12 protein-coding genes, 1 pseudogene and 1 riboswitch are annotated in these 18,760 nt (G+C 63.3%); of the genes and pseudogenes, 7 read left to right on the forward strand and 6 right to left on the reverse strand.

Translation table 11 applies throughout. The features are described from left to right. The first annotated feature begins 119 nt into the window (after nt 1-119). Nucleotides 120-216, forward strand: a riboswitch (S-adenosyl-L-homocysteine riboswitch). 20 nt (nt 217-236) lie between these two features. The 5 genes from ahcY to ACYCCG_RS05790 all read left to right on the forward strand — a co-directional run bounded on the left by ahcY (nt 237) and on the right by ACYCCG_RS05790 (nt 6,883). Further along, entirely contained in the window at nt 237-1,646 is a 1,410-nt protein-coding gene (gene ahcY, locus ACYCCG_RS05770; RefSeq protein ID WP_021783768.1) for an adenosylhomocysteinase, read from the forward strand. 166 nt (nt 1,647-1,812) lie between these two features. Then, entirely contained in the window at nt 1,813-2,658 is an 846-nt protein-coding gene (metF, locus tag ACYCCG_RS05775) for a methylenetetrahydrofolate reductase [NAD(P)H] (RefSeq protein WP_176683076.1), read from the forward strand. A 93-nt stretch (nt 2,659-2,751) separates the two neighbouring features. After that, complete coding sequence (locus ACYCCG_RS05780) at nt 2,752-3,828, forward strand: hypothetical protein (protein ID WP_209969620.1); 1,077 nt, start codon at nt 2,752-2,754, stop codon at nt 3,826-3,828. Nucleotides 3,829-3,995: 167 nt separating this feature from the next. Next, nucleotides 3,996-4,784, forward strand: a complete 789-nt coding sequence (locus ACYCCG_RS05785) for a substrate-binding periplasmic protein (protein ID WP_209969617.1) — start codon at nt 3,996-3,998, stop codon at nt 4,782-4,784. 218 nt (nt 4,785-5,002) lie between these two features. After that, nucleotides 5,003-6,883: a DEAD/DEAH box helicase gene (locus tag ACYCCG_RS05790; RefSeq protein ID WP_339444130.1), complete on the forward strand. Its 1,881-nt coding sequence runs from the start codon at nt 5,003-5,005 to the stop codon at nt 6,881-6,883. A 54-nt stretch (nt 6,884-6,937) separates the two neighbouring features. On the opposite strand, the gene ACYCCG_RS05795 is transcribed toward ACYCCG_RS05790, so the two are convergent. The 3 genes and pseudogenes from ACYCCG_RS05795 to ACYCCG_RS05805 form a co-directional block, all read right to left on the reverse strand. Next, nucleotides 6,938-7,516 carry a YceI family protein gene (locus ACYCCG_RS05795; protein WP_003249350.1) on the reverse strand — a complete coding sequence of 193 codons (579 nt, stop codon included), beginning with the start codon at nt 7,514-7,516 and terminating at the stop codon, nt 6,938-6,940. 32 nt (nt 7,517-7,548) lie between these two features. Continuing rightward, a complete protein-coding gene (locus ACYCCG_RS05800; protein WP_339444128.1) occupies nt 7,549-8,100 on the reverse strand; it encodes a cytochrome b in 552 nt (183 codons plus the stop codon). A 208-nt stretch (nt 8,101-8,308) separates the two neighbouring features. After that, nucleotides 8,309-9,940: pseudogene (locus ACYCCG_RS05805) on the reverse strand (flavin monoamine oxidase family protein); the annotation flags it as partial. 371 nt (nt 9,941-10,311) lie between these two features. On the opposite strand from ACYCCG_RS05805, the gene ACYCCG_RS05810 reads away from it, so the two are divergent. Further along, on the forward strand, nt 10,312-11,718 hold the full coding sequence (locus ACYCCG_RS05810; RefSeq protein WP_209969609.1) for an adenosylmethionine--8-amino-7-oxononanoate transaminase: 1,407 nt from the start codon (nt 10,312-10,314) through the stop codon (nt 11,716-11,718). A 148-nt stretch (nt 11,719-11,866) separates the two neighbouring features. After that, on the forward strand, nt 11,867-12,586 hold the full coding sequence (locus tag ACYCCG_RS05815) for a 16S rRNA (uracil(1498)-N(3))-methyltransferase (protein ID WP_209969606.1): 720 nt from the start codon (nt 11,867-11,869) through the stop codon (nt 12,584-12,586). Here ACYCCG_RS05815 and trhA read toward each other — a convergent pair whose 3' ends face one another. The 3 genes from trhA to ACYCCG_RS05830 all read right to left on the reverse strand — a co-directional run bounded on the left by trhA (nt 12,587) and on the right by ACYCCG_RS05830 (nt 18,749). Next, complete coding sequence (gene trhA / locus ACYCCG_RS05820; RefSeq protein WP_209969603.1) at nt 12,587-13,204, reverse strand: PAQR family membrane homeostasis protein TrhA; 618 nt, start codon at nt 13,202-13,204, stop codon at nt 12,587-12,589. A 138-nt stretch (nt 13,205-13,342) separates the two neighbouring features. Beyond that, complete coding sequence (locus ACYCCG_RS05825; protein ID WP_209969600.1) at nt 13,343-13,816, reverse strand: chemotaxis protein CheW; 474 nt, start codon at nt 13,814-13,816, stop codon at nt 13,343-13,345. After that, nucleotides 13,809-18,749, reverse strand: a complete 4,941-nt coding sequence (locus tag ACYCCG_RS05830; protein WP_459669708.1) for a hybrid sensor histidine kinase/response regulator — start codon at nt 18,747-18,749, stop codon at nt 13,809-13,811. The genes ACYCCG_RS05825 and ACYCCG_RS05830 overlap by 8 nt, the downstream gene beginning before the upstream one ends. Nucleotides 18,750-18,760 lie beyond the last annotated feature (11 nt).

Genomic DNA, 18,760 nt, shown 5'->3' on the forward strand with positions numbered 1-18,760 from the left:
TCCATTGAACATCGACTATCGTCGCGATTAATCGACGGAAAACCTTGGGCAAGCCGGCGGGGGCAGCTATAATCTGCGCCGTTTTACATGGTTGCCCACAGCGGTGCCATGCCCGCCACCTGTCCGAGGGGCGCTGCAGCAGGCTAGGCCTGTCAGGCTCGGATGGGGCGTTGCTCGCTCCCGCGAGCGCTTAACGCACAACGGCGCCCATTCGCACATTACGAATGGAGGCTCTCATGAGCGCTGCAAACATGCCTGCTGGTTTTACCGATTACAAAGTCGCCGACATCTCCCTGGCCGCCTGGGGCCGTCGCGAAACCATCATTGCCGAATCGGAAATGCCTGCGCTGATGGGCCTGCGTCGCAAGTACCTGGCCGAGCAACCGCTCAAGGGTGCAAAGATCCTGGGCTGCATCCACATGACCATCCAGACCGCCGTGCTGATCGAAACCCTGGTTGCCCTGGGTGCCGAAGTGCGCTGGTCGTCCTGCAACATCTTCTCGACTCAAGACCAGGCCGCCGCCTCGATCGCCGCCGCCGGTATCCCGGTGTTCGCCTGGAAAGGTGAAACCGAAGAAGAGTACGAGTGGTGCCTGGAGCAGACCATCCTGAAAGATGGCCAGCCATGGGACGCCAACATGATCCTCGACGACGGTGGTGACCTGACCGAACTGCTGCACAAGAAGTACCCGCAGGTACTGGACCGCGTGCACGGCGTGACCGAAGAGACCACCACCGGCGTGCACCGCCTGCTGGACATGCTGGCCAAGGGCGAGCTGAAAGTCCCGGCGATCAACGTCAACGACTCGGTCACCAAGAGCAAGAACGACAACAAGTACGGCTGCCGTCACAGCCTGAACGACGCCATCAAGCGTGGTACCGACCACCTGCTGTCGGGCAAGCAGGCCCTGGTGATCGGCTACGGTGACGTGGGCAAGGGCTCGGCCCAGTCCCTGCGCCAGGAAGGCATGATCGTCAAGGTCTCCGAAATTGACCCGATCTGCGCCATGCAAGCCTGCATGGACGGCTTCGAGCTGGTCTCGCCGTTCATCGACGGTATCAACGACGGCACCGAAGCCAGCATCGACAAGGCCCTGCTGGGCAAGATCGACCTGATCGTGACCACCACCGGTAACGTCAACGTCTGCGACGCCAACATGCTCAAGGCCCTGAAAAAGCGTGCCGTAGTCTGCAACATCGGCCACTTCGACAACGAAATCGACACCGCCTTCATGCGCAAGAACTGGGCCTGGGAAGAGGTCAAGCCGCAGGTTCACAAGATCCACCGTACCGGCGCTGGCAGCTTCGACCCGCAAAACGACGACTACCTGATCCTGCTGGCCGAAGGCCGCCTGGTCAACCTGGGCAACGCCACTGGCCACCCAAGCCGCATCATGGACGGTTCGTTCGCCAACCAGGTTCTGGCACAGATCTTCCTGTTCGAGCAGAAGTTCGCTGACCTGCCGGCCGAAAAGAAAGCCGAGCGCCTGACCGTTGAAGTGCTGCCGAAGAAACTCGACGAAGAAGTGGCCCTGGAAATGGTCCGCGGCTTCGGCGGCGTGGTCACTCAGCTGACCAAGCAGCAAGCCGACTACATCGGTGTGACCGTCGAAGGCCCGTTCAAGCCGCACGCCTACCGCTACTAAGCGGCAAGCTTGGAGCTGCAAGCGGCAAGCAAAGGCGGTCCGCGCCATTGCCACTTGCAGCTCAGGAAACACAGATCTTGAACGACGCCCAAGCCAGACCGGCCATCACCGATCTGGCTTTTACTTGCAGCTTGCCGCAAGACGCTTGTTGCCAGAGGAACGCCTGATGTCACAAGAACGCCGCTACAGTTTCGAGTTCTTCCCGACCAAGACCGACGCCGGTCACGAAAAGCTGATGGGCGTTGCCCGCCAGCTGGCCACCTATAACCCGGACTTCTTCTCCTGCACCTACGGTGCCGGTGGCTCGACCCGCGACCGCACGCTCAATACCGTGCTGCAGCTGGAAAGCGAAGTGAAGATCCCTGCCGCGCCGCACCTGTCGTGCGTGGGCGATACCAAGGCCGAATTGCGCGCCCTGCTGGCCGAGTACAAGGCCGCCGGCATCAAACGCATCGTCGCTCTGCGTGGCGACCTGCCGTCGGGCATGGGCATGGCCAGTGGTGAACTGCGCTACGCCAGTGAGCTGGTCGAATTCATCCGCCAGGAAACCGCTGACCACTTCTACCTGGAAGTCGCTGCCTACCCGGAAATGCACCCGCAGGCGCGCAACTTCGAGGCCGATCTGGCCAACTTTGTGCACAAGGTCAAGGCCGGTGCCGACAGCGCCATCACCCAGTACTTCTTCAACGCCGACAGCTACTTCTACTTCGTCGAGCGCGCACAGAAGCTGGGCGTGGACATTCCGGTGGTACCGGGCATCATGCCGATCACCAACTACAGCAAGCTGGCCCGCTTCTCCGATGCCTGTGGCGCCGAGATCCCGCGCTGGATCCGCAAGCAGCTGGAGGCCTATGCCGACGACACCGCCAGCATCCAGGCCTTCGGCGAAGAAGTGATTACCCGCATGTGCGAACAGCTGTTGCAAGGCGGCGCACCGGGCCTGCACTTCTATACCTTGAACCAGGCCGAACCGAGCCTGGCGATCTGGAACAACCTGAAGCTGCCGCGCTGAAATCTTTTGGCAAAGTCTGCTTAAGAAATGCTTAAGGCTTTGGTCATAGACTAAAGCCTTATTCATTTTCGGGTTAAACAGGTCTTGCCTGCCATGCAGCGTCCCCAACCTTCGCGCCCACAGCTTGTATATCTGGCTTTCGGCCCGGCAACCTACCATCAGGAAGCCTGCTTCAGCATCGTCAGCGCCCTCGCCCAGTTGGGCAGTGCAGCCGGCGAGGCCATGGACATCCAGGTCTACACCGACAATGCGCAGCCCTACGCCAAGCTGCCCGTCACCGTCCATCTGCTGGACGAGGCCACGCGCCAGGCATGGAACGCCCCGCACGGTTATCACTTTCGCAGCAAGCATGTGCTGTTGCGCCGGGTACTGCAGGAACACCCACTGGCAGTGCTGATCGACACAGACACCTTTTTCCGCACTTCGCCGCTGCATCTGTTCGCCCGTGTGGCGCCCAACCGCCTGCTGTGCAACGCCATCGGCACACGCTACGGCGCTGACCAGAAGTGCCTGTTGTACAAGAACCTGCTGGCCATTCTCGAGTCCCGGGGACTGGCCGACTGCCAGATGCCGCTCGTCAACTCCGGCGTTATCGGCCTCACTGCCGAGGACTGCGGCACCCTCGACCGCTCCATCGCCATGATGGACGAATTCTACCCCTTGGCGCGTGAGGCCTATACCCTTGAGGAGTTCTGCCTGGCAGTGGCGGCCTACCGCAACCTGGAGCTGGCCGAGTGCACCGATGTCATCCATCACTACTGGAGCCGGAAGGCGCAGTTCCGGGCCAAGATCCAGGCCTGGCTGCGCAAGCACGACCACGACCCACTCAGCCCCTCGGCCCTGGCGGACGTTGCGCGGGTCAACGACCAACTGCCGCGGCCACCAACCCTGCACCGTCTGGGTTACAAGGCGCTGAGCCTGACCCTGCCCAGCCACGAGCGCCAGTTTGCCCGCGAATTGCTCTATGGCTGCTACCCCTACCCCAATGAGTTCGACCGCGCCTGCGCGTCCGCCTGGTGGGACAAGGCTCTGGAAAACCTCTACGACCGCCATGGCTACATGGAGCCCGAGCGGCTGCGTCAGTGTCTGCGCCATCCAGGGTTGCGGCTATCGCTGGGCGAGCGGCGCAAGGATATCGAGGCGCATCTGCTGCGAACCACTCAATCCTGATGTGCCCGCAAAATTCATTGTCTTGCGCGGTTGTGGGAGCGGGCGTGCCCGCGAAGAGCGCAACCCGATAGTTAGAACCGGCTTCGCCGGTGTTCGTGGGCACGCCCGCTCCCGCATCGATCGTGCATGCCTTTACCGTACACCGGCCGAACGCGTAATCTCCGGCCATGCCACATATCGCCCGTCTGTTCTGGATCCTGCTGCTCGCCAGCCTGAGCCCGTTGGCTCTGGGTGAGCGACTGCGTCTGGTGACCGATGACTGGGCGCCCTACGTGTATCAGCATGAAGGCCAGCCACGCGGTATCGACTACGAGGTTACCACTCAGGTCTTCAAGCGCCTGGGGGTCGAGGTGGAATGGCAGTTCCTGCCGTGGAAGCGCTGCCTGGCGATGGTCGAGCAAGGTTTGGCCGACGGTATCCTCGACATCTTCATGATCGAGTCGCGCCGCCCCTACCTGGTATATGCCCCCGAGCCCATGTCGGAGGTCGAATTCGTCTTGTTTCAGGCTCATGCACGTCGCCATGCGGTCACCCAGCTGAAGGACCTTTCTGGCCTTACCGTCGGCACATCGCCCGGCTATACCTATGGCACCGCGTTCAGCGAGGCCTCTTACTTCAAGCGCGAAGCCGCGCCTACCCTCGAAGCCAACTTCGGCAAGCTGATGCTGGGCCGCATCGATCTGGCGATCACCGATCGCAGGGTTGGCCATTACCTGCTTCACCAACTTGGCTTGCAGCGGCAAGTCGAAGAGTTGCCGCTGGTAGTAAGCCATCAGTCACAGTACCTGGGTTTAGTGCGCAAACCCGGCCGGGAGGCACTGGCTCTGGCCTTTGCCGAAGAGCTGCAGCGGTTCAAGCAGGAACCGGCCTATGCAGCGATCAGCAACCGCTACACAAGCGACACCGGAAACATTCTCAACGCCGTTGAGCAGCAGGAAAGCAGCACAGCGCGATAGCTCTGTTATACTCGGGCCTTCCCGCCCGGCTCACGCCCGGACGCTCGGCCTCGCAACAGGCATCCCGATCGGCACCGACGCTCCTTTGCGTCCAGCCTCCGTTTCCCGGATGTGCAGTGAAAGCCCAGCTGGACCGGACGCGATCGCATTCCACCGATGCCCGTCGCGCCAGGCAGAACATCCCAACGGGCCCAGCCCACACGAGAACAGGATCGCCCATGTCCTTTGCTTCCCTCGGTCTCTCCGAGGCTCTTGTCCGCGCTATCGAGGCTGCGGGCTACACCCAGCCGACCCCCGTGCAACAGCGGGCAATTCCCGCCGTGTTGCAAGGCCGCGACCTGATGGTTGCCGCACAGACAGGTACGGGTAAAACCGGCGGCTTCGCCCTGCCGATTCTCGAGCGCCTGTTCCCGGCCGGCCATCCCGACAAATCACAGCGCCACGGCCCGCGCCAGCCTCGCGTTCTGGTCCTGACACCGACCCGCGAACTGGCAGCCCAGGTGCATGACAGTTTCAAGGTCTATGCCCGTGACCTGCCACTGGTCAGCGCCTGCATCTTCGGCGGCGTTGGCATGAACCCGCAGATCCAGGCCATTGCCAAAGGCGTTGATGTGCTGGTCGCCTGCCCAGGCCGCCTGCTCGACCTCGCCGGCCAAGGCAAGGTCGACCTGGCCCACGTGGAAATCCTGGTACTGGATGAAGCCGATCGCATGCTCGACATGGGCTTCATCCACGACGTCAAGAAGGTCCTCGCCCGCCTGCCGGCCAAGCGCCAGAACCTGCTCTTCTCGGCCACCTTCTCCAAGGACATCACCGACCTCGCCGACAAGCTCCTGCACAACCCGGAGCGTATCGAGGTCACCCCGCCGAACACCACCGTCGAGCGTATCGAGCAGCGGGTATATCGCCTGCCTGCCAGCCACAAGCGTGCCTTGCTGGCGCACCTGATCACCCTGGGCGCCTGGGAACAGGTGTTGGTGTTCACCCGAACCAAGCATGGCGCCAACCGCCTGGCCGAGTACCTGGAAAAGCAAGGCCTGACCGCCGCCGCGATCCACGGCAACAAGAGCCAGAACGCCCGCACCAAGGCGCTGGCCGACTTCAAGGCCAACAGCGTGCGCGTACTGGTCGCCACCGACATCGCTGCCCGCGGCCTGGACATCGACCAGTTGCCCCATGTTGTCAACTTCGAGCTGCCGAATGTCGAGGAAGACTACGTCCACCGCATCGGCCGTACCGGCCGTGCCGGTCGTTCGGGCGAAGCTATTTCCCTGGTCGCGCCAGATGAAGAGAAGCTGCTCAAGAGCATCGAGCGGGTGACCAAGCAGCGCATCGCGGATGGCGACCTGATGGGCTTCGACGCCAGCCAGGTAGAAGCCGAGAAGCCCGAAGCACGCGAGCGCCCGCAGAATAACGGCCGCGGTGGCCGCAACCAGCAAGCCCGTGGCGAAGGTGGTAAAGACACCAACGGCGGCCGCAAGGACAAAGGCAAGGACAAAGGCAAAGCCAGGCAGCAAGCTGCGGCCAAGCCGGACGACAAGGAAAAGAGCGGCGACAAGCAGCAACCGCGCAAGCCGCGTGACAAGAAACCACGCCCGCAGCAGGCCAGCAATAACAGCGTGCCGAAGCCGCCGGCAGACCGCGACCCGGAAGAGTTCCTGGACGACGAACTCGATAACTTCGGTAACCGCGCCGACTATGTCAGCCCTTACCAGGGCAAGAACCAGGGCCGCAACCGCCGCCCGGGGGGTGCTGGCCAAGGTCAGGGGCAAGGCAATGGCCAACGCAGCAACGCTGGCGGCCAGGGCCAAGCCCGCAATGGCGGCCAGCCACGCAGTGGTGGCGGAGAAAAACGCCCGCCCCGCGCCAACAACGGTGGCGGTACCCGTCGTGATGGCGGCGGTGGCCGTGGTCGCCCTGCGCGTGACGATGCTGCCCGGCAAGAGCCGGCCTTGCGCAACCCGCGTCAGCCGGAAAAACAGCCAGTGATCATTCGCAAGGAGTCCAAGCTGGACCGCTTCCCGACGCCTGAGCAACTGGATGACCTGCCAAGCCGCCCACGTGGTGAGCGCCCGGCGCTGCTGACCCGCAAGGGCTGATGGAAATGCCGAGGGGGCTGCTTTGCGGCCCCCTCGGTCTTCAGCTGGCAGAAATTACTTCTGCTTCACACCTTCAACACTGATATCCAGGTCCAGGGTCTGCGAAGTGGCACCTGGGCCTTTGATGCCGAAGTCGTTCAGGTTCAGCGTGGTGGTGGCGTTGAAGCCAGCGCGTTCACCACCCCATGGGTCCTTGCCTTCACCGTTGAAGGTAGCCTTGAACGTCACCGGCTTGGTGACACCGTGCATGGTCAGGTCGCCAGTCACGTCAGCCGTCTTGTCGCCAGTCGACTTGACGCTGGTGGAGACGAATTTGGCGTCTGGGTACTTCTTCACGTCGAGGAAGTCGGCGCTGGCGATGTGCTTGTCACGCTCGGCGTGGTTCGACCACAGGCTGGCGGTTTTCAAGTCGACGCTAATCTTGCTGGCTTCAGGCTTGGCGCTGTCCCAGCTGAAATTGCCGTCGAAATCCTTGAAGGTACCGTGGATGAAGCTGTAGCCCAGGTGGCTGATTTTCCAGTCAACGAACGCGTGCTGGCCTTCCTTGTCAATCTTGTACTCGGCAGCCATGGCCTGGCCAGCAGAGAGCAGAGCGGTACCGAGCGCCAGAGCGGCAAAAGTCTTTTTCAACATCCTGTTCCTTCCTGTGTAATTGAGGTTGAGAGTCAAGCTTTGCGGCCCAGCATGCGAATCAGGGTCGCGTCACGGTCGATGAAATGGTGCTTGAGCGCGGCAAGGGCATGCAGCACGGCGAAAATCACCAAGCCCCAGGCCAGCCACAAATGAACCACACCCGCCACATCTGCCTGGTCGGGCAGGTCGCTGATCAGTGCCGGCACTTCGAACAGGCCAAACACCGGAATGCCGACCCCGTCGGCAGTGGAAATCAGGTAACCGGCAACCATCACCGCAAACAGCCCAAAGTACAGGACCAGGTGACCCAGCTTGGCCGCCAGGCGAGTGAGTGCACCATGATTGACCGGAGCCGGTGGTGGCGGGCTGATGAAACGCCAGAACATTCGCAGCAGCATCACCGCCAGCAGCACCAGGCCGATACTCTTGTGCAGGTCCGGGCCGGCCTTGCGCCAGGGGCTGTAGTAGTCGAGGCCGACCATCCACAGGCCCAGGCCAAACAGGCCGAAGACTGCCAGCGCCACACCCCAGTGCAGGATGATGCTGACCACGCCATAGCGAGAAGGTGAATTGCGCAGTTGCATGTTGCGTGTTTCCCCGTGAAAGCTGTGCACAGACTAACGCGAAACGTATCGAAGAAAAGCGGAAAAAATTGCTTCGGATTATCGAGGAATCCGATATTTATTCTGTTGGCTCACCATTAAGAAAACATTAACGATAGTCGGAGCGCTGGGGTTGCAGTGCCGGCCTTCAGGCTGCAAACAGGCCGACACTGTCGAACAATCAGCCAGCCTTGGCCTGGGTATTGGCTGCAGCCTTCACCTCGGGCGTGTCCGCCCCACCAAACACGCGCTTGAAGAAGCCTGGCTTGTCCTGCTTCGCCTCCTCGGACGGCTTCGGCTCAGCTTTGACCGGCGCCTTGTCAGTCTTGTCGCCCTTGTCGGACGAACCGCCGAACATATTGGAGAAGAACCCTCCTTTGCTCTCCTTGGCGGCCGCCGCACCTGCCGTCACCGCAACTGGCGCCGTCTTGGCCGGGTCGAACGACTTGCCGGCCAACAGGTCCTGTACCTGGCTGGCCGCACGCTGGCCACTGCGCAGGGCGCCTTCCAAAGTGCCGGGGTACAGGGCATCGGTGTGCTCACCGGCAAAGGCAATGCGCTGCACCGGACGCTCCCAAAGGCGCCAGTACTTGCTGATCTGCCCCGGGCCGTAGGCCAGGTAGGCACCACCTGTGCCCACGTCAGCACTGTATCGTTTGACCTCGTAACCGGTGAAAGCACCACGGGCCTGGGGGTAGAACGCATGCAGACGGATCAGCACCTGGTCGACCATCTGCTTGTCACCAAAGGCCTGCAGCAGACGAGCGTTGTCGCCGGACAGGTTGATCACCACGTTGGCCCCCCCCTTGAGCGCCGGCTCGACCCACAGCATGCCGAGGCCGGCGTTACTGAAGATTTCGCCCGACATGCGTGCACGGCTTTCCCATACGGGTTTCTTGAACTTGAGCATGATCTGGTCGCGCCAACCATAGTTGGTGCCCTTGAGCGCCGCCAGGTGCTGGCTGTCCAGGCCAGGGGTCATCTGGATCCTGGCCAGCGCGCGCAAAGGCACGGCCATGACCAGATAATCTGCCTTGTAGCCGACGCTGCCGACTTTTACCGTGACACCATCCTTGTCCTGGACAATCGCGGTAACCGGCGATCTGGTCTTGATGGTTTTCAGTTGCTTGACGAAAGCCTGAGCCAGCACCGGGCTGCCGCCGGGCAGCCGCGCGGCGCGCAGGTCGCGGTCGCTGACGCCGCGGTACACGCGGTTCTGCTGGGCGAAGTACAGCAGCGACAGGCGCGACGGTTCATCGTAGCGGGTACGGATGTGCTGGTTGATCAACTGACGGGCGGTGGCCGGTAGTTGCAGCTTGTTCAGCCAGGTGGAGACGTTGATCTGGTCCAGGGCGAACAGCGTGCTGGTTGCCTGCGGGTTCAGCGGGTCATCGATCGAACGGGCCAGGTCATCGAGGGTTTTCTCGTAACGCTTGAGCGCCTCGGCAGTGGCCGGTTGCTTGGTGGCCAGGTCGCTGGCGCTGAAGTACTCGCCGTCGATCAGGTAACCCGGGGTACGCACAAACTCCGGCGCCGGCAGTGTTTCAAGCTTGAAACGGTTGAGGTACTGGTTAAGCACCGGCTGTGCCTTGGCGTTGCCGATCCACTCGCTGGTGGCCAGGCCCGAACGCCCGCCCATGCCCGCCTTGGCCTCCAGCAGGGTCACGTGCCAGCCTTTGTTCTGCAGCTCGTAGGCTGCCGTCAGGCCTGCCAGGCCTCCCCCCACGACAATCGCCGTGGGCGTCTTGTCTTTCGCCAGCGCAGCGCCGCTGGACACACCAATCAATATCAACGCGCACAGACGCACCCAAGCAGCAGCCATGTCGGCGAACTCCGAGTCAGAGGTTACAGAAACGGGGAGAGGCAGGAATGCCCCGGGTAGATGCGTTAAGAATACGTCAGGTCCGACCACCCTGCCAGCGCAGTGACATCAAGTCCTTTTGGCAGCTCACATTTTTGTCAGTCGCTAGGCCACACAGTGGCAGGGGAGCTCTGCATGATCTTGGTGACTTTGCACAGCCTCAGGCCTGAGCCTCCGCTCCGGCAACACATCCTGGAGGGCTTTGCTCCATGCAAGGCAGCAAGCTCGAATGGACCGGCACCCACCCCATTGAACGGCAGCGGTTGTCCTGCCCTGCGGCATTGCTTAGGCTTACGCGGTCGAACCACGCCGCAAAGCCAGGAGAAGTGCCCATGGGCCTCAATGATCAGTGGATGCAACGCGACCTCAAGGTCCTGTGGCACCCCTGCACCCAGATGAAAGACCACGAGCAGCTGCCGCTGATCCCGATCAAGCGCGGCGAAGGCGTGTGGCTGGAAGACTTCGAGGGCAAACGCTACCTGGATGCGGTGAGCAGCTGGTGGGTCAACGTGTTCGGCCATGCCAACCCGCGCATCAACCAGCGCATCAAGGACCAGGTCGACCAGCTCGAACACGTGATCCTGGCCGGCTTCAGTCATCAGCCCGTGATCGAGCTGTCCGAGCGCCTGGTCGCCATGACCCCGGCCGGCCTCGACCGGGTGTTCTATGCCGACAATGGCTCGTCGTGCATCGAAGTGGCGCTGAAGATGAGCTTCCACTACTGGCAGAACATCGGCAAACCGGACAAGAAGCGCTTCGTCACCCTGACCAACAGCTACCACGGCGAAACCATTGCCGCCATGTCGGTGGGTGATGTGCCGCTGTTCACCGAAACCTACAAGGCACTGCTGCTCGACACCCTCAAGGTGCCAAGCCCTGACTGTTACCTGCGCCCCGAGGGCATGAGCTGGGAAGAGCACTCGCGCAACATGTTCCAGGCCATGGAGCAGACCCTGGCCGAACACCATGCCTCGATCAGCGCCGTGATCGTCGAGCCACTGATACAGGGTGCCGGTGGCATGCGCATGTACCACCCGGTGTACCTCAAGCTGTTGCGCGAAGCCTGCGACCGCTACGACGTGCACCTGATCCACGACGAAATCGCCGTAGGCTTCGGCCGCACCGGTACGATGTTCGCCTGCGAGCAAGCCGGCATCCGCCCGGACTTCCTGTGCCTGTCCAAGGCCCTGACTGGCGGCTACCTGCCGCTGGCCGCCTGCCTGACCACCGACAAGGTGTACCAGGCGTTCTACGACGATTACCCGACACTGCGCGCATTCCTGCACTCGCACAGCTACACCGGCAACCCGCTGGCGTGCGCTGCGGCGCTGGCAACCCTGGATATCTTCGAGCAGGACAATGTGATCGAGGCCAACAAAGCGTTGGCCAAGCGCATGGCCACAGCCACTGCACACCTGGCCGATCATGCTCACGTTGCAGAAATTCGCCAGACCGGCATGGCCCTGGCCATCGAAATGGTTCAGGACAAGGCAGGCAAGGTTGCCTATCCCTGGCAGGAGCGCCGTGGCCTGAAGGTGTTCGAGCACGCCCTGACCCGCGGCGCTCTGCTGCGACCGCTGGGCAGTGTGGTGTACTTCCTGCCGCCGTACGTGATCACCCCCGAGCAGATCGACTTCCTTGGCGAAGTGGCCAGCGAAGGCATCGATATCGCCACCCGCGACAGCGTCAGTATCGCAGTGCCGGCCAACTTCCACCCCGATTTCCGCGACCCGGGCTAGGCCCGGCAATTCGCCACACCACTTTTCCTGTGGGAGCGGGCGAGCCCGCGAACAAGGGCGAAGCCCTTGCCAGGCACCGCGGCGCCTGATTCGCGGGCACGCCCGCTCCCACAGGGGATCTGCGTCTCTCTATTTACCGAGCAAACCCATGAGACTGTCCCGCTTCTTCACCGACGCCCCCCTGAGCCTTGGCGAGCACGACCTGCCCGAGGCTCAGGCCCACTACATTGGCCGCGTGCTGCGCATGGCCCCCGGCGACGCCGTGCAGCTGTTCGATGGCAGCGGCCAGGAATTCCGTGGTCAGTTGCTTGAGGTGGGCAAGAAAACTGTCCGCGTCAGCCTTGACCAGGCCTTTGCCGGCCAGGCCGATTCACCGCTGCATGTGCACCTGGGCCAGGGCCTTTCCCGTGGCGAGCGCATGGACTGGGCGATCCAGAAGGCCACCGAGCTTGGTGCCAACGAAATCACCCCGATCGTCAGCGAACGCTGCGAAGTGCGCCTGAAAGACGAACGCGCCGACAAGCGCCTGGCCCACTGGCGCCAAGTGGCGATCAGCGCCTGTGAACAATGTGGGCGCTCTACCTTGCCAGTCATCCACCCGCCTGTGACCCTGGCCGAATGGCTGAGCAGCACCAAGGCTGACTTGAAACTGGTCCTGCACCCGGTGGCCGAGCCGCTCACCAGCCATGAAAAGCCCGCAACCCTGGCCTTCGTGATCGGCCCCGAAGGCGGCCTGAGCGAAACCGAAGTCGAGCAGGCCAAAACCGCCGGCTTCCACGCAGCACGCCTTGGCCCGCGCGTGCTGCGCACGGAGACCGCGCCAGTGGTGGCGCTGTCGGTGGCACAGCAGTTGTGGGGCGATTTTTAATTAGCGTACGTAGAGCGACACCGCCACGAAGTGCATCAGACTGCCAGCGATCACGAACAGGTGCCAGATGCCATGCCAGTGGCGGAAGCGGCTGTCGAAGGCGAAGAAGATGATGCCGACGGTGTAGAACACGCCGCCGGCAGCCAGCCAGGCGAAGCCGGCAGTGCCCAGCGAATTCAGCAGTGGTTTGACGGCCACCAGCACGATCCAGCCCATTACCGCATAGATGATGATCGAGAGGATCCGCGCCTCGGAGCGCGGCTTGATCTCTTGCAACATGCCGATGATCGCCAGCCCCCAGACCACGCCGAACAGGCTCCATCCCCAAGGGCCGCGCAGGCTGACCAGGCAAAACGGCGTGTAGCTGCCGGCAATCAGCAGATAGATCGACAGATGGTCGAGCTTGCGCATGATCACTTTCGCCCGCCCACGGGTGCTGTGGTACAGAGTGGAGATGCTGTACAGCAACAGCAGCGTGCCGCCGTAGATGGAGAAGCTGACAATCTTCCACGGGTCGCCTTGCAGGCCAGCGACCACGATCAGCCAGATGGAACCAATAGCAGCGAGGACGGCACCGACCAGGTGGGTCCAGGCGTTGAAGCGTTCACCGTAATACATGCAAACACAGACCTCCTGAGGTGGGCTGGGTTCCTGATGTGATGTTGATGAACCCTTCGCGGGTAAACCCGCTCCTACAACGGAGCGCAGCCATTGTAGGAGCGGGTTTACCCGCGAAGAGGCCCTGTGCCTCACATCCTACCCAAGATCAGGTTGCAGATCCGCGTCACGCACCAGCCTTTCCAGTGCGACCAGGTCCGGCACCCGCGCCACCTGCTCACCCACCTGCACCGCCGCCAGCTCCAGCCTGCCCAGCGCCACATCAACGTAGTTCAGCTGACTGTCGAGCTTGCACGAGCGCGGAATGCCCTGCAGCAACAGCGCCAGGTACCGCAAACCGGTATCGCCCAAGGCATTGAGCACCACCACGCGAGCCCGCTCCCCGCACGGCGTCTCACCACCGCACGCGGCCTCGAAACCGATCAACGGCAGGCGTTGCTGACGCCAGTCGATCCACCCCAGGTGCCAGGCGGGGTCGCCATGCTGGCACACCAGGTTACGCTGCCCGCTCAACTCGGCCACCGCCACGTTGGGCAACACCAGCGTGCGGTCCCCCAACGGCAGCAACAGCCCGGTCAGGCTGCTGCGCTGGCCGGAAATCAGTTCAAGCATGGGCCTGGCTCCAATGGGCGATGCTCTGCAACAGCAGCGATTCCTGGTACGGCTTGCCCAGGTATTCGTTGACGCCGATGGCCATGGCGCGGTCCCGGTGCTTCTGCCCGGTGCGCGAGGTGATCATGATGATCGGCAAGTCTTTGAGCCGCGCGTCACGGCGGATACGTGTGGCCACCTCGAAGCCGTCCATGCGCGGCATCTCGATGTCCAGCAACAACACGTCGGGCCGGTGCTCTTCCAGCAAGGCCATGGCATCGACGCCATCCTTGGCCGTGAGCACGCTCATGCCGTGGCGCTCCAGTAGGCGGCTGGTCACCTTGCGTACGGTTACCGAATCGTCCACCACCATCACCAGCAAGGCACGGCGCGGTGCCGGGCCAAGCAACTGGCGTTGGCTACCGCCACCGGGCAGGCGGGCCAGCCGTCGCTGCTGGCCGCGCAGTTGGCCCAGCAGGTCAAGAATCAGTACTACCCGGCCATCGCCCAGCAGTGTCGCCCCCGATAACCCGGCAACCGCGGCAAACTGCGGCCCCAGGCTTTTCACCACGATCTCGCGGCTGGGCGACAGGCTGTCGGCCTGGATGGCGAACGACTGCTCCTTGGAATGCACCAGCAGCACCGGCAACGGCACGCTCTGCCCCAGCAGCGCCGGGCGCGGCAGGCCTTGCAGCAACTCGCCCAGGTAGCGCAGTTCGTATTCGTGGCCTGCATAGACATAGCGGGGCGAGTCCAGCTGGTAGCACGCCGCGAGCTCGGCAGGTGGCACGCGGACGATGCCCTCGATGGTATTGAGCGGAATGGCGTATTGCTCTTCGCCCAGGTGCACCATCAGCGCACGGTTGATCGACACGGTGAACGGCAGGCGGATCAGGAAACGCGCCCCCTTGCCCTGCGCAGACTCGATACTCATCGAGCCACCCAGTTGCTTGACCTCCTCGTGCACCACATCCATGCCCAGCCCGCGCCCGGAAATCTGGGTGATCTTTTCGGCGGTAGAAAAGCCTGGCCGCAGGATGAACTGCAGGATCTCGTGGTCACTCAACTGCGCCTGCGGGTCCAGCAGGCCGCGCTTGATGGCCTTGCGCCGCACCGCTTCCAGTGGCACGCCGGCACCATCATCCGTCATTTCGATGACGATATCGGCGCCCTCATGCAGCAAATTCAGATGGATGGTGCCCTGCTCCGGCTTGCCGGCGGCCAGGCGCATTGCGCGGCTTTCCAGGCCGTGGTCAACGGCGTTGCGCAGCATATGCTCCAGTGGCGCCACCATGCGTTCCAGCACGCTGCGGTCCAGTTCGCCCTCGGCATTGCCAACCACCAATTCCACCTGCTTGCCCAGCTCGCTGGCCACCTGCCGCACAACGCGCTGCAAGCGCGGCACCAGGCGCTCGAACGGCACCATCAGGGTGGCCGTCAGGCCCTCCTGCAACTGGCTGTTCACCCGCGCCTGCTGCTGCAGCAGGCTGTAGGCCTCCTGAGCACGCTGAGCCAGGGTTTCCTTCAGGTCCAGCAGGTCCGAGGCAGACTCGAAGAGGGCCCGTGACAGCTGCTGCAGCTGGGAGTGGCGGTCCATTTCCAGAGGGTCGAAGTCGTCATAGGCATCGCCTTCGAACTGCTGCCGGCTGGAGATTCGCCCCTGGGTCTCCACATCCAGACGCAGCAACTGATCACGCATGCGCTCGAGTGTGGTTTCCATCTCGTTGAGGGCGAACTGCGCGTCGTTGACCTGCTGCTCGATGCGCCCCCGGATGATCGAGTGCTCGCCGGCCAGGTTACCCAGGTCGTCGAGCAGCTCGGCGTCGACCTTGACCATGTCACCCGGTGCCCGCTCTGGCGCTGCTGCCGGTGCTTCGGCGGTTGCAGCTTCTGGCGGCCCCTGGCCCGCGGCACTGTCGGTCAGTGCCGCACTGCTGAAGTTGCGAATGTAGTCGATCAGCGCTGTAGCGGCATGCAGCGGCTGCCCCAGGCGCACAGCGTCAAGCATATGCGCCAACCGGTCGTGGCAGTTCTGCAGCAGGGCGAACAGTGGCGCGCTTGGCGGCAATCTGCCGGCAGCCAACAGCTCGTAGAGAAACTCCAGTTCGTGGGCCAGGTCACCGATCGGGGTAATTTCGACCATGCGCGCCACGCCCTTGAGGGTGTGCAGGTCGCGCATCAGGTTGTCCACCTCGACGCTGCTGCGCGGGTCGGCCTGCCAACGTGCCAAGGCCGCCGCGGCGCTTTCGACGATGTCCGAGCTTTCTTCCAGAAACACTTCCAGCAGCTCTTCGCCGGGGCTTTCCGGTTTCTCGGCAAGCGGCTCGGCCACCTCCGGTTGCAACGGCGGGTGTGGCAACCCCAAGGTGTCGGACAGGTCCATGTCCGGGTGCAGTGGTGTGACCGTATCGATGCCCACCAGGCCGGTGGCATCCGGCGCCAGGGCCTGGTCCAGCAAGTTGCGCAGGCTGTCGACCAGCTCCGGGCGCGGCGGAATATCCTGCCCGGCGGCCACTTCGTCGAGCATGTCCAGCAGGGTCTCATGGGCCCGCTGCGCCTGGCTGAAGAAGCGGGCATCGGCAGGCAGGCTGCCCTCCTCCACAGCGCCATACAGGTCCAGCAACGCCTCGCACACCTCATCCATCTGCCACAGGTCGGCCAGGTGCGCGGCGTGCCCCAGGGTGGTCATCTGGTCGAGCAGATTATCCAGTGCGTCACGCTGGGCGGGCTGTTGCTGCCAACGCGACAACAGCGTCTCTGCATCGAGCAGGATGTCCATGGCCTGCGCCAGGAAGCTGGCGACCAACTGCGGATCATGCTTGCGGCGGCCGGCATGGTGCGGGTCTTCATGCAGGCTGGCCAGGCGGCCGTCCACTGCCTGGCCGACCTGTTCGATCAGTTCCGCGGCGCCGGGGATGGCGGCCAATGGTGTGCTATCGAGTTGCGCCAAGCCCAGATGGAACAACGAGCGCGCAGCTTCCAGCCACTCCATCTCGGCCATTTGCAGTGGCAGTTGATGGCCCTTGTATTCACGGGCCAGGCGGTCGAAGGCGGTGGCCAGTTCGGCGACCGGCATCACCCCGGCCATGGCGGCACTGCCTTTGAGCGTGTGCAAGGCACGCTGCAAGTCATCGCTGATCGGCGTGTCGTGGCCGCCAGCGCCTTGCAGATAACCCTCGAGGCTGGCCAGATGGCCCTGCGCCTCGGTGCGAAAAATGCCCAGCAACTGCGGATCGAGGCCATCGACACCGGCAGCCGCCGGGGCATCGTTTTCAGCCAGGCTGTGCAGGTGCCCGGCCAACTGCTCGATTTCAGTCAGTTGCGGCAACTGGCCAGCGGCAAAATCGGCCAGCAGGTCAGGCAGGTGAACGAACACCTGCTGCAGCGCTACAACCCCTTCCGGGCTGAGCACGCTGCGGCCCTCGAGCACCCGGTTCAGCAGGTGCTCGGCGCCCCAGGCCAGTTCAGCCACCGCCTCTGCATGCACCATGCGGCCGCTGCCTTTGAGCGTATGCAGCGCGCGACGCACTTCGCCCAGCGCCTCGCGCTGCTGGTTGTCGGCACGCCAGCGCAGCCAATGGCGCTCGATTTCCGGCAGCAGCTCGCCCGCTTCTTCAAGGAACACTTCGCGAAGCTCGTCATCGATGCCATCGCCACTGCCGTCCTGGTCTGGGCTGGCCCCGACCACCGCGCACTGCACACCCAGCGCCGCCAAGCTGGCCCGTGCCATCTCGATAAAGGGTTGGCCATCGGCCAGCGGGTCGGCCGCCCGCCATTGCAGGTAGCATTCGGCAGCGCTCAGTGCCTCGGCCAAGTGCGTCAGCTCATCAATCGGTGGCTCTTCCTCCAGGTGCTGCAACCAACGCTGCACATAGCTTGCGCAGCCGGCAAACAGCTCGGCCACGGCGGGCAGCATCAACATGGCCAGTGCCCCGCGGACCTGCTGCAACAGCCCCGGCAAGGGTTGCAGGCGTTGCCGAGGCCAGTCGGACTCCAGGTAATCGCCGATCAGATCCTTGGCCTGCTGCAACACGTTCAGCGATTCATTCAGCACCAGCTGGCGTATCTCGGCCAGGTCCGAGCCCGGCAGGCTGCCTTGGCCGTTTTCCTCCAAAGGGCCGACCATGCCGTTCAGGGAGGCCTCCACGTACAGCAGAGCCCCCGCCACATCCATCAACACCGCGTCGTCCACCGTCCGCTCGCCCTGAGCCAATGCCTGCAACGCCAGCACCTGGTCGATGATCACCCGCCGCGGTTGCTGAAAGCCCAGTACCGCCAGGGTGTCAGCCACGTGGCGCAACGGTGCCAGTAGTGCATCGAGCTGCTCGCGGTGCTGACGGTCCCCGCGCCCGTACTGGTCCAGGCGCTCCTTGATGCGCATCAAGTCATCGCACAGTGCAGTCACCACCGAACGCAGCGCATCGCGCCCCGACCCGGCCTGCAACTGATCACGCCAGTTGCCCAGCGACAGGTCGAGGTTGGCAAGGTCATCGTCACCTGCAAAGCGTTGGGCGGCACCGGTCATCAGGCTGGCCTGGGCCAGCGGTTCCTCGCCACGGCAGGCACGCAGCTGGTTGAGCAACGGCAGCATCACCAGCGGCAGGTCGTGGCGGGCACCGCGTAACCGCTCCAGATACGAGGGCAACTGCTCCAGGCCGCGGAACAACGCCCCCAGGCAATCACCCCGGGGGCTGACCTGGCCGTCGGCCAATGCCTTGGCGAACAGCTCCAATTCCTCGGCCAGACGCGTGGCGCCGCGCAGTTCGAGCATGCGCAGGCAGCCGTGCACCTGGTGCAGGTTGTCGACCACGAAAGCCATCATCGAAAGGTCGTCCGTCTCGCCGGCAAAGCGCTCCAGCGCTTGCCGTGCCTGGCCCAGGCAATCGAGGATGGCGGCCTTGGTCCAGGCCAGCGCCACTGTTTCGTGACGCTCGGGGCTTACTGCAGACGCCATGGTCACTATTC

The sequence above is a fragment of the Pseudomonas sp. VEM90 genome, assembly GCF_054611535.1.

Coding starts and splice junctions, on each gene's coding strand:
- ahcY (WP_021783768.1), top strand. CDS start 237: ATGAGCGCTGCAAACATGCCTGCTGGTTTTACCGATTACAAAGTCGCC.
- metF (WP_176683076.1), top strand. CDS start 1,813: ATGTCACAAGAACGCCGCTACAGTTTCGAGTTCTTCCCGACCAAGACC.
- ACYCCG_RS05780 (WP_209969620.1), top strand. CDS start 2,752: ATGCAGCGTCCCCAACCTTCGCGCCCACAGCTTGTATATCTGGCTTTC.
- ACYCCG_RS05785 (WP_209969617.1), top strand. CDS start 3,996: ATGCCACATATCGCCCGTCTGTTCTGGATCCTGCTGCTCGCCAGCCTG.
- ACYCCG_RS05790 (WP_339444130.1), top strand. CDS start 5,003: ATGTCCTTTGCTTCCCTCGGTCTCTCCGAGGCTCTTGTCCGCGCTATC.
- ACYCCG_RS05795 (WP_003249350.1), bottom strand. CDS start 7,516: ATGTTGAAAAAGACTTTTGCCGCTCTGGCGCTCGGTACCGCTCTGCTC.
- ACYCCG_RS05800 (WP_339444128.1), bottom strand. CDS start 8,100: ATGCAACTGCGCAATTCACCTTCTCGCTATGGCGTGGTCAGCATCATC.
- ACYCCG_RS05810 (WP_209969609.1), top strand. CDS start 10,312: ATGGGCCTCAATGATCAGTGGATGCAACGCGACCTCAAGGTCCTGTGG.
- ACYCCG_RS05815 (WP_209969606.1), top strand. CDS start 11,867: ATGAGACTGTCCCGCTTCTTCACCGACGCCCCCCTGAGCCTTGGCGAG.
- trhA (WP_209969603.1), bottom strand. CDS start 13,204: ATGTATTACGGTGAACGCTTCAACGCCTGGACCCACCTGGTCGGTGCC.
- ACYCCG_RS05825 (WP_209969600.1), bottom strand. CDS start 13,816: ATGCTTGAACTGATTTCCGGCCAGCGCAGCAGCCTGACCGGGCTGTTG.
- ACYCCG_RS05830 (WP_459669708.1), bottom strand. CDS start 18,749: ATGGCGTCTGCAGTAAGCCCCGAGCGTCACGAAACAGTGGCGCTGGCC.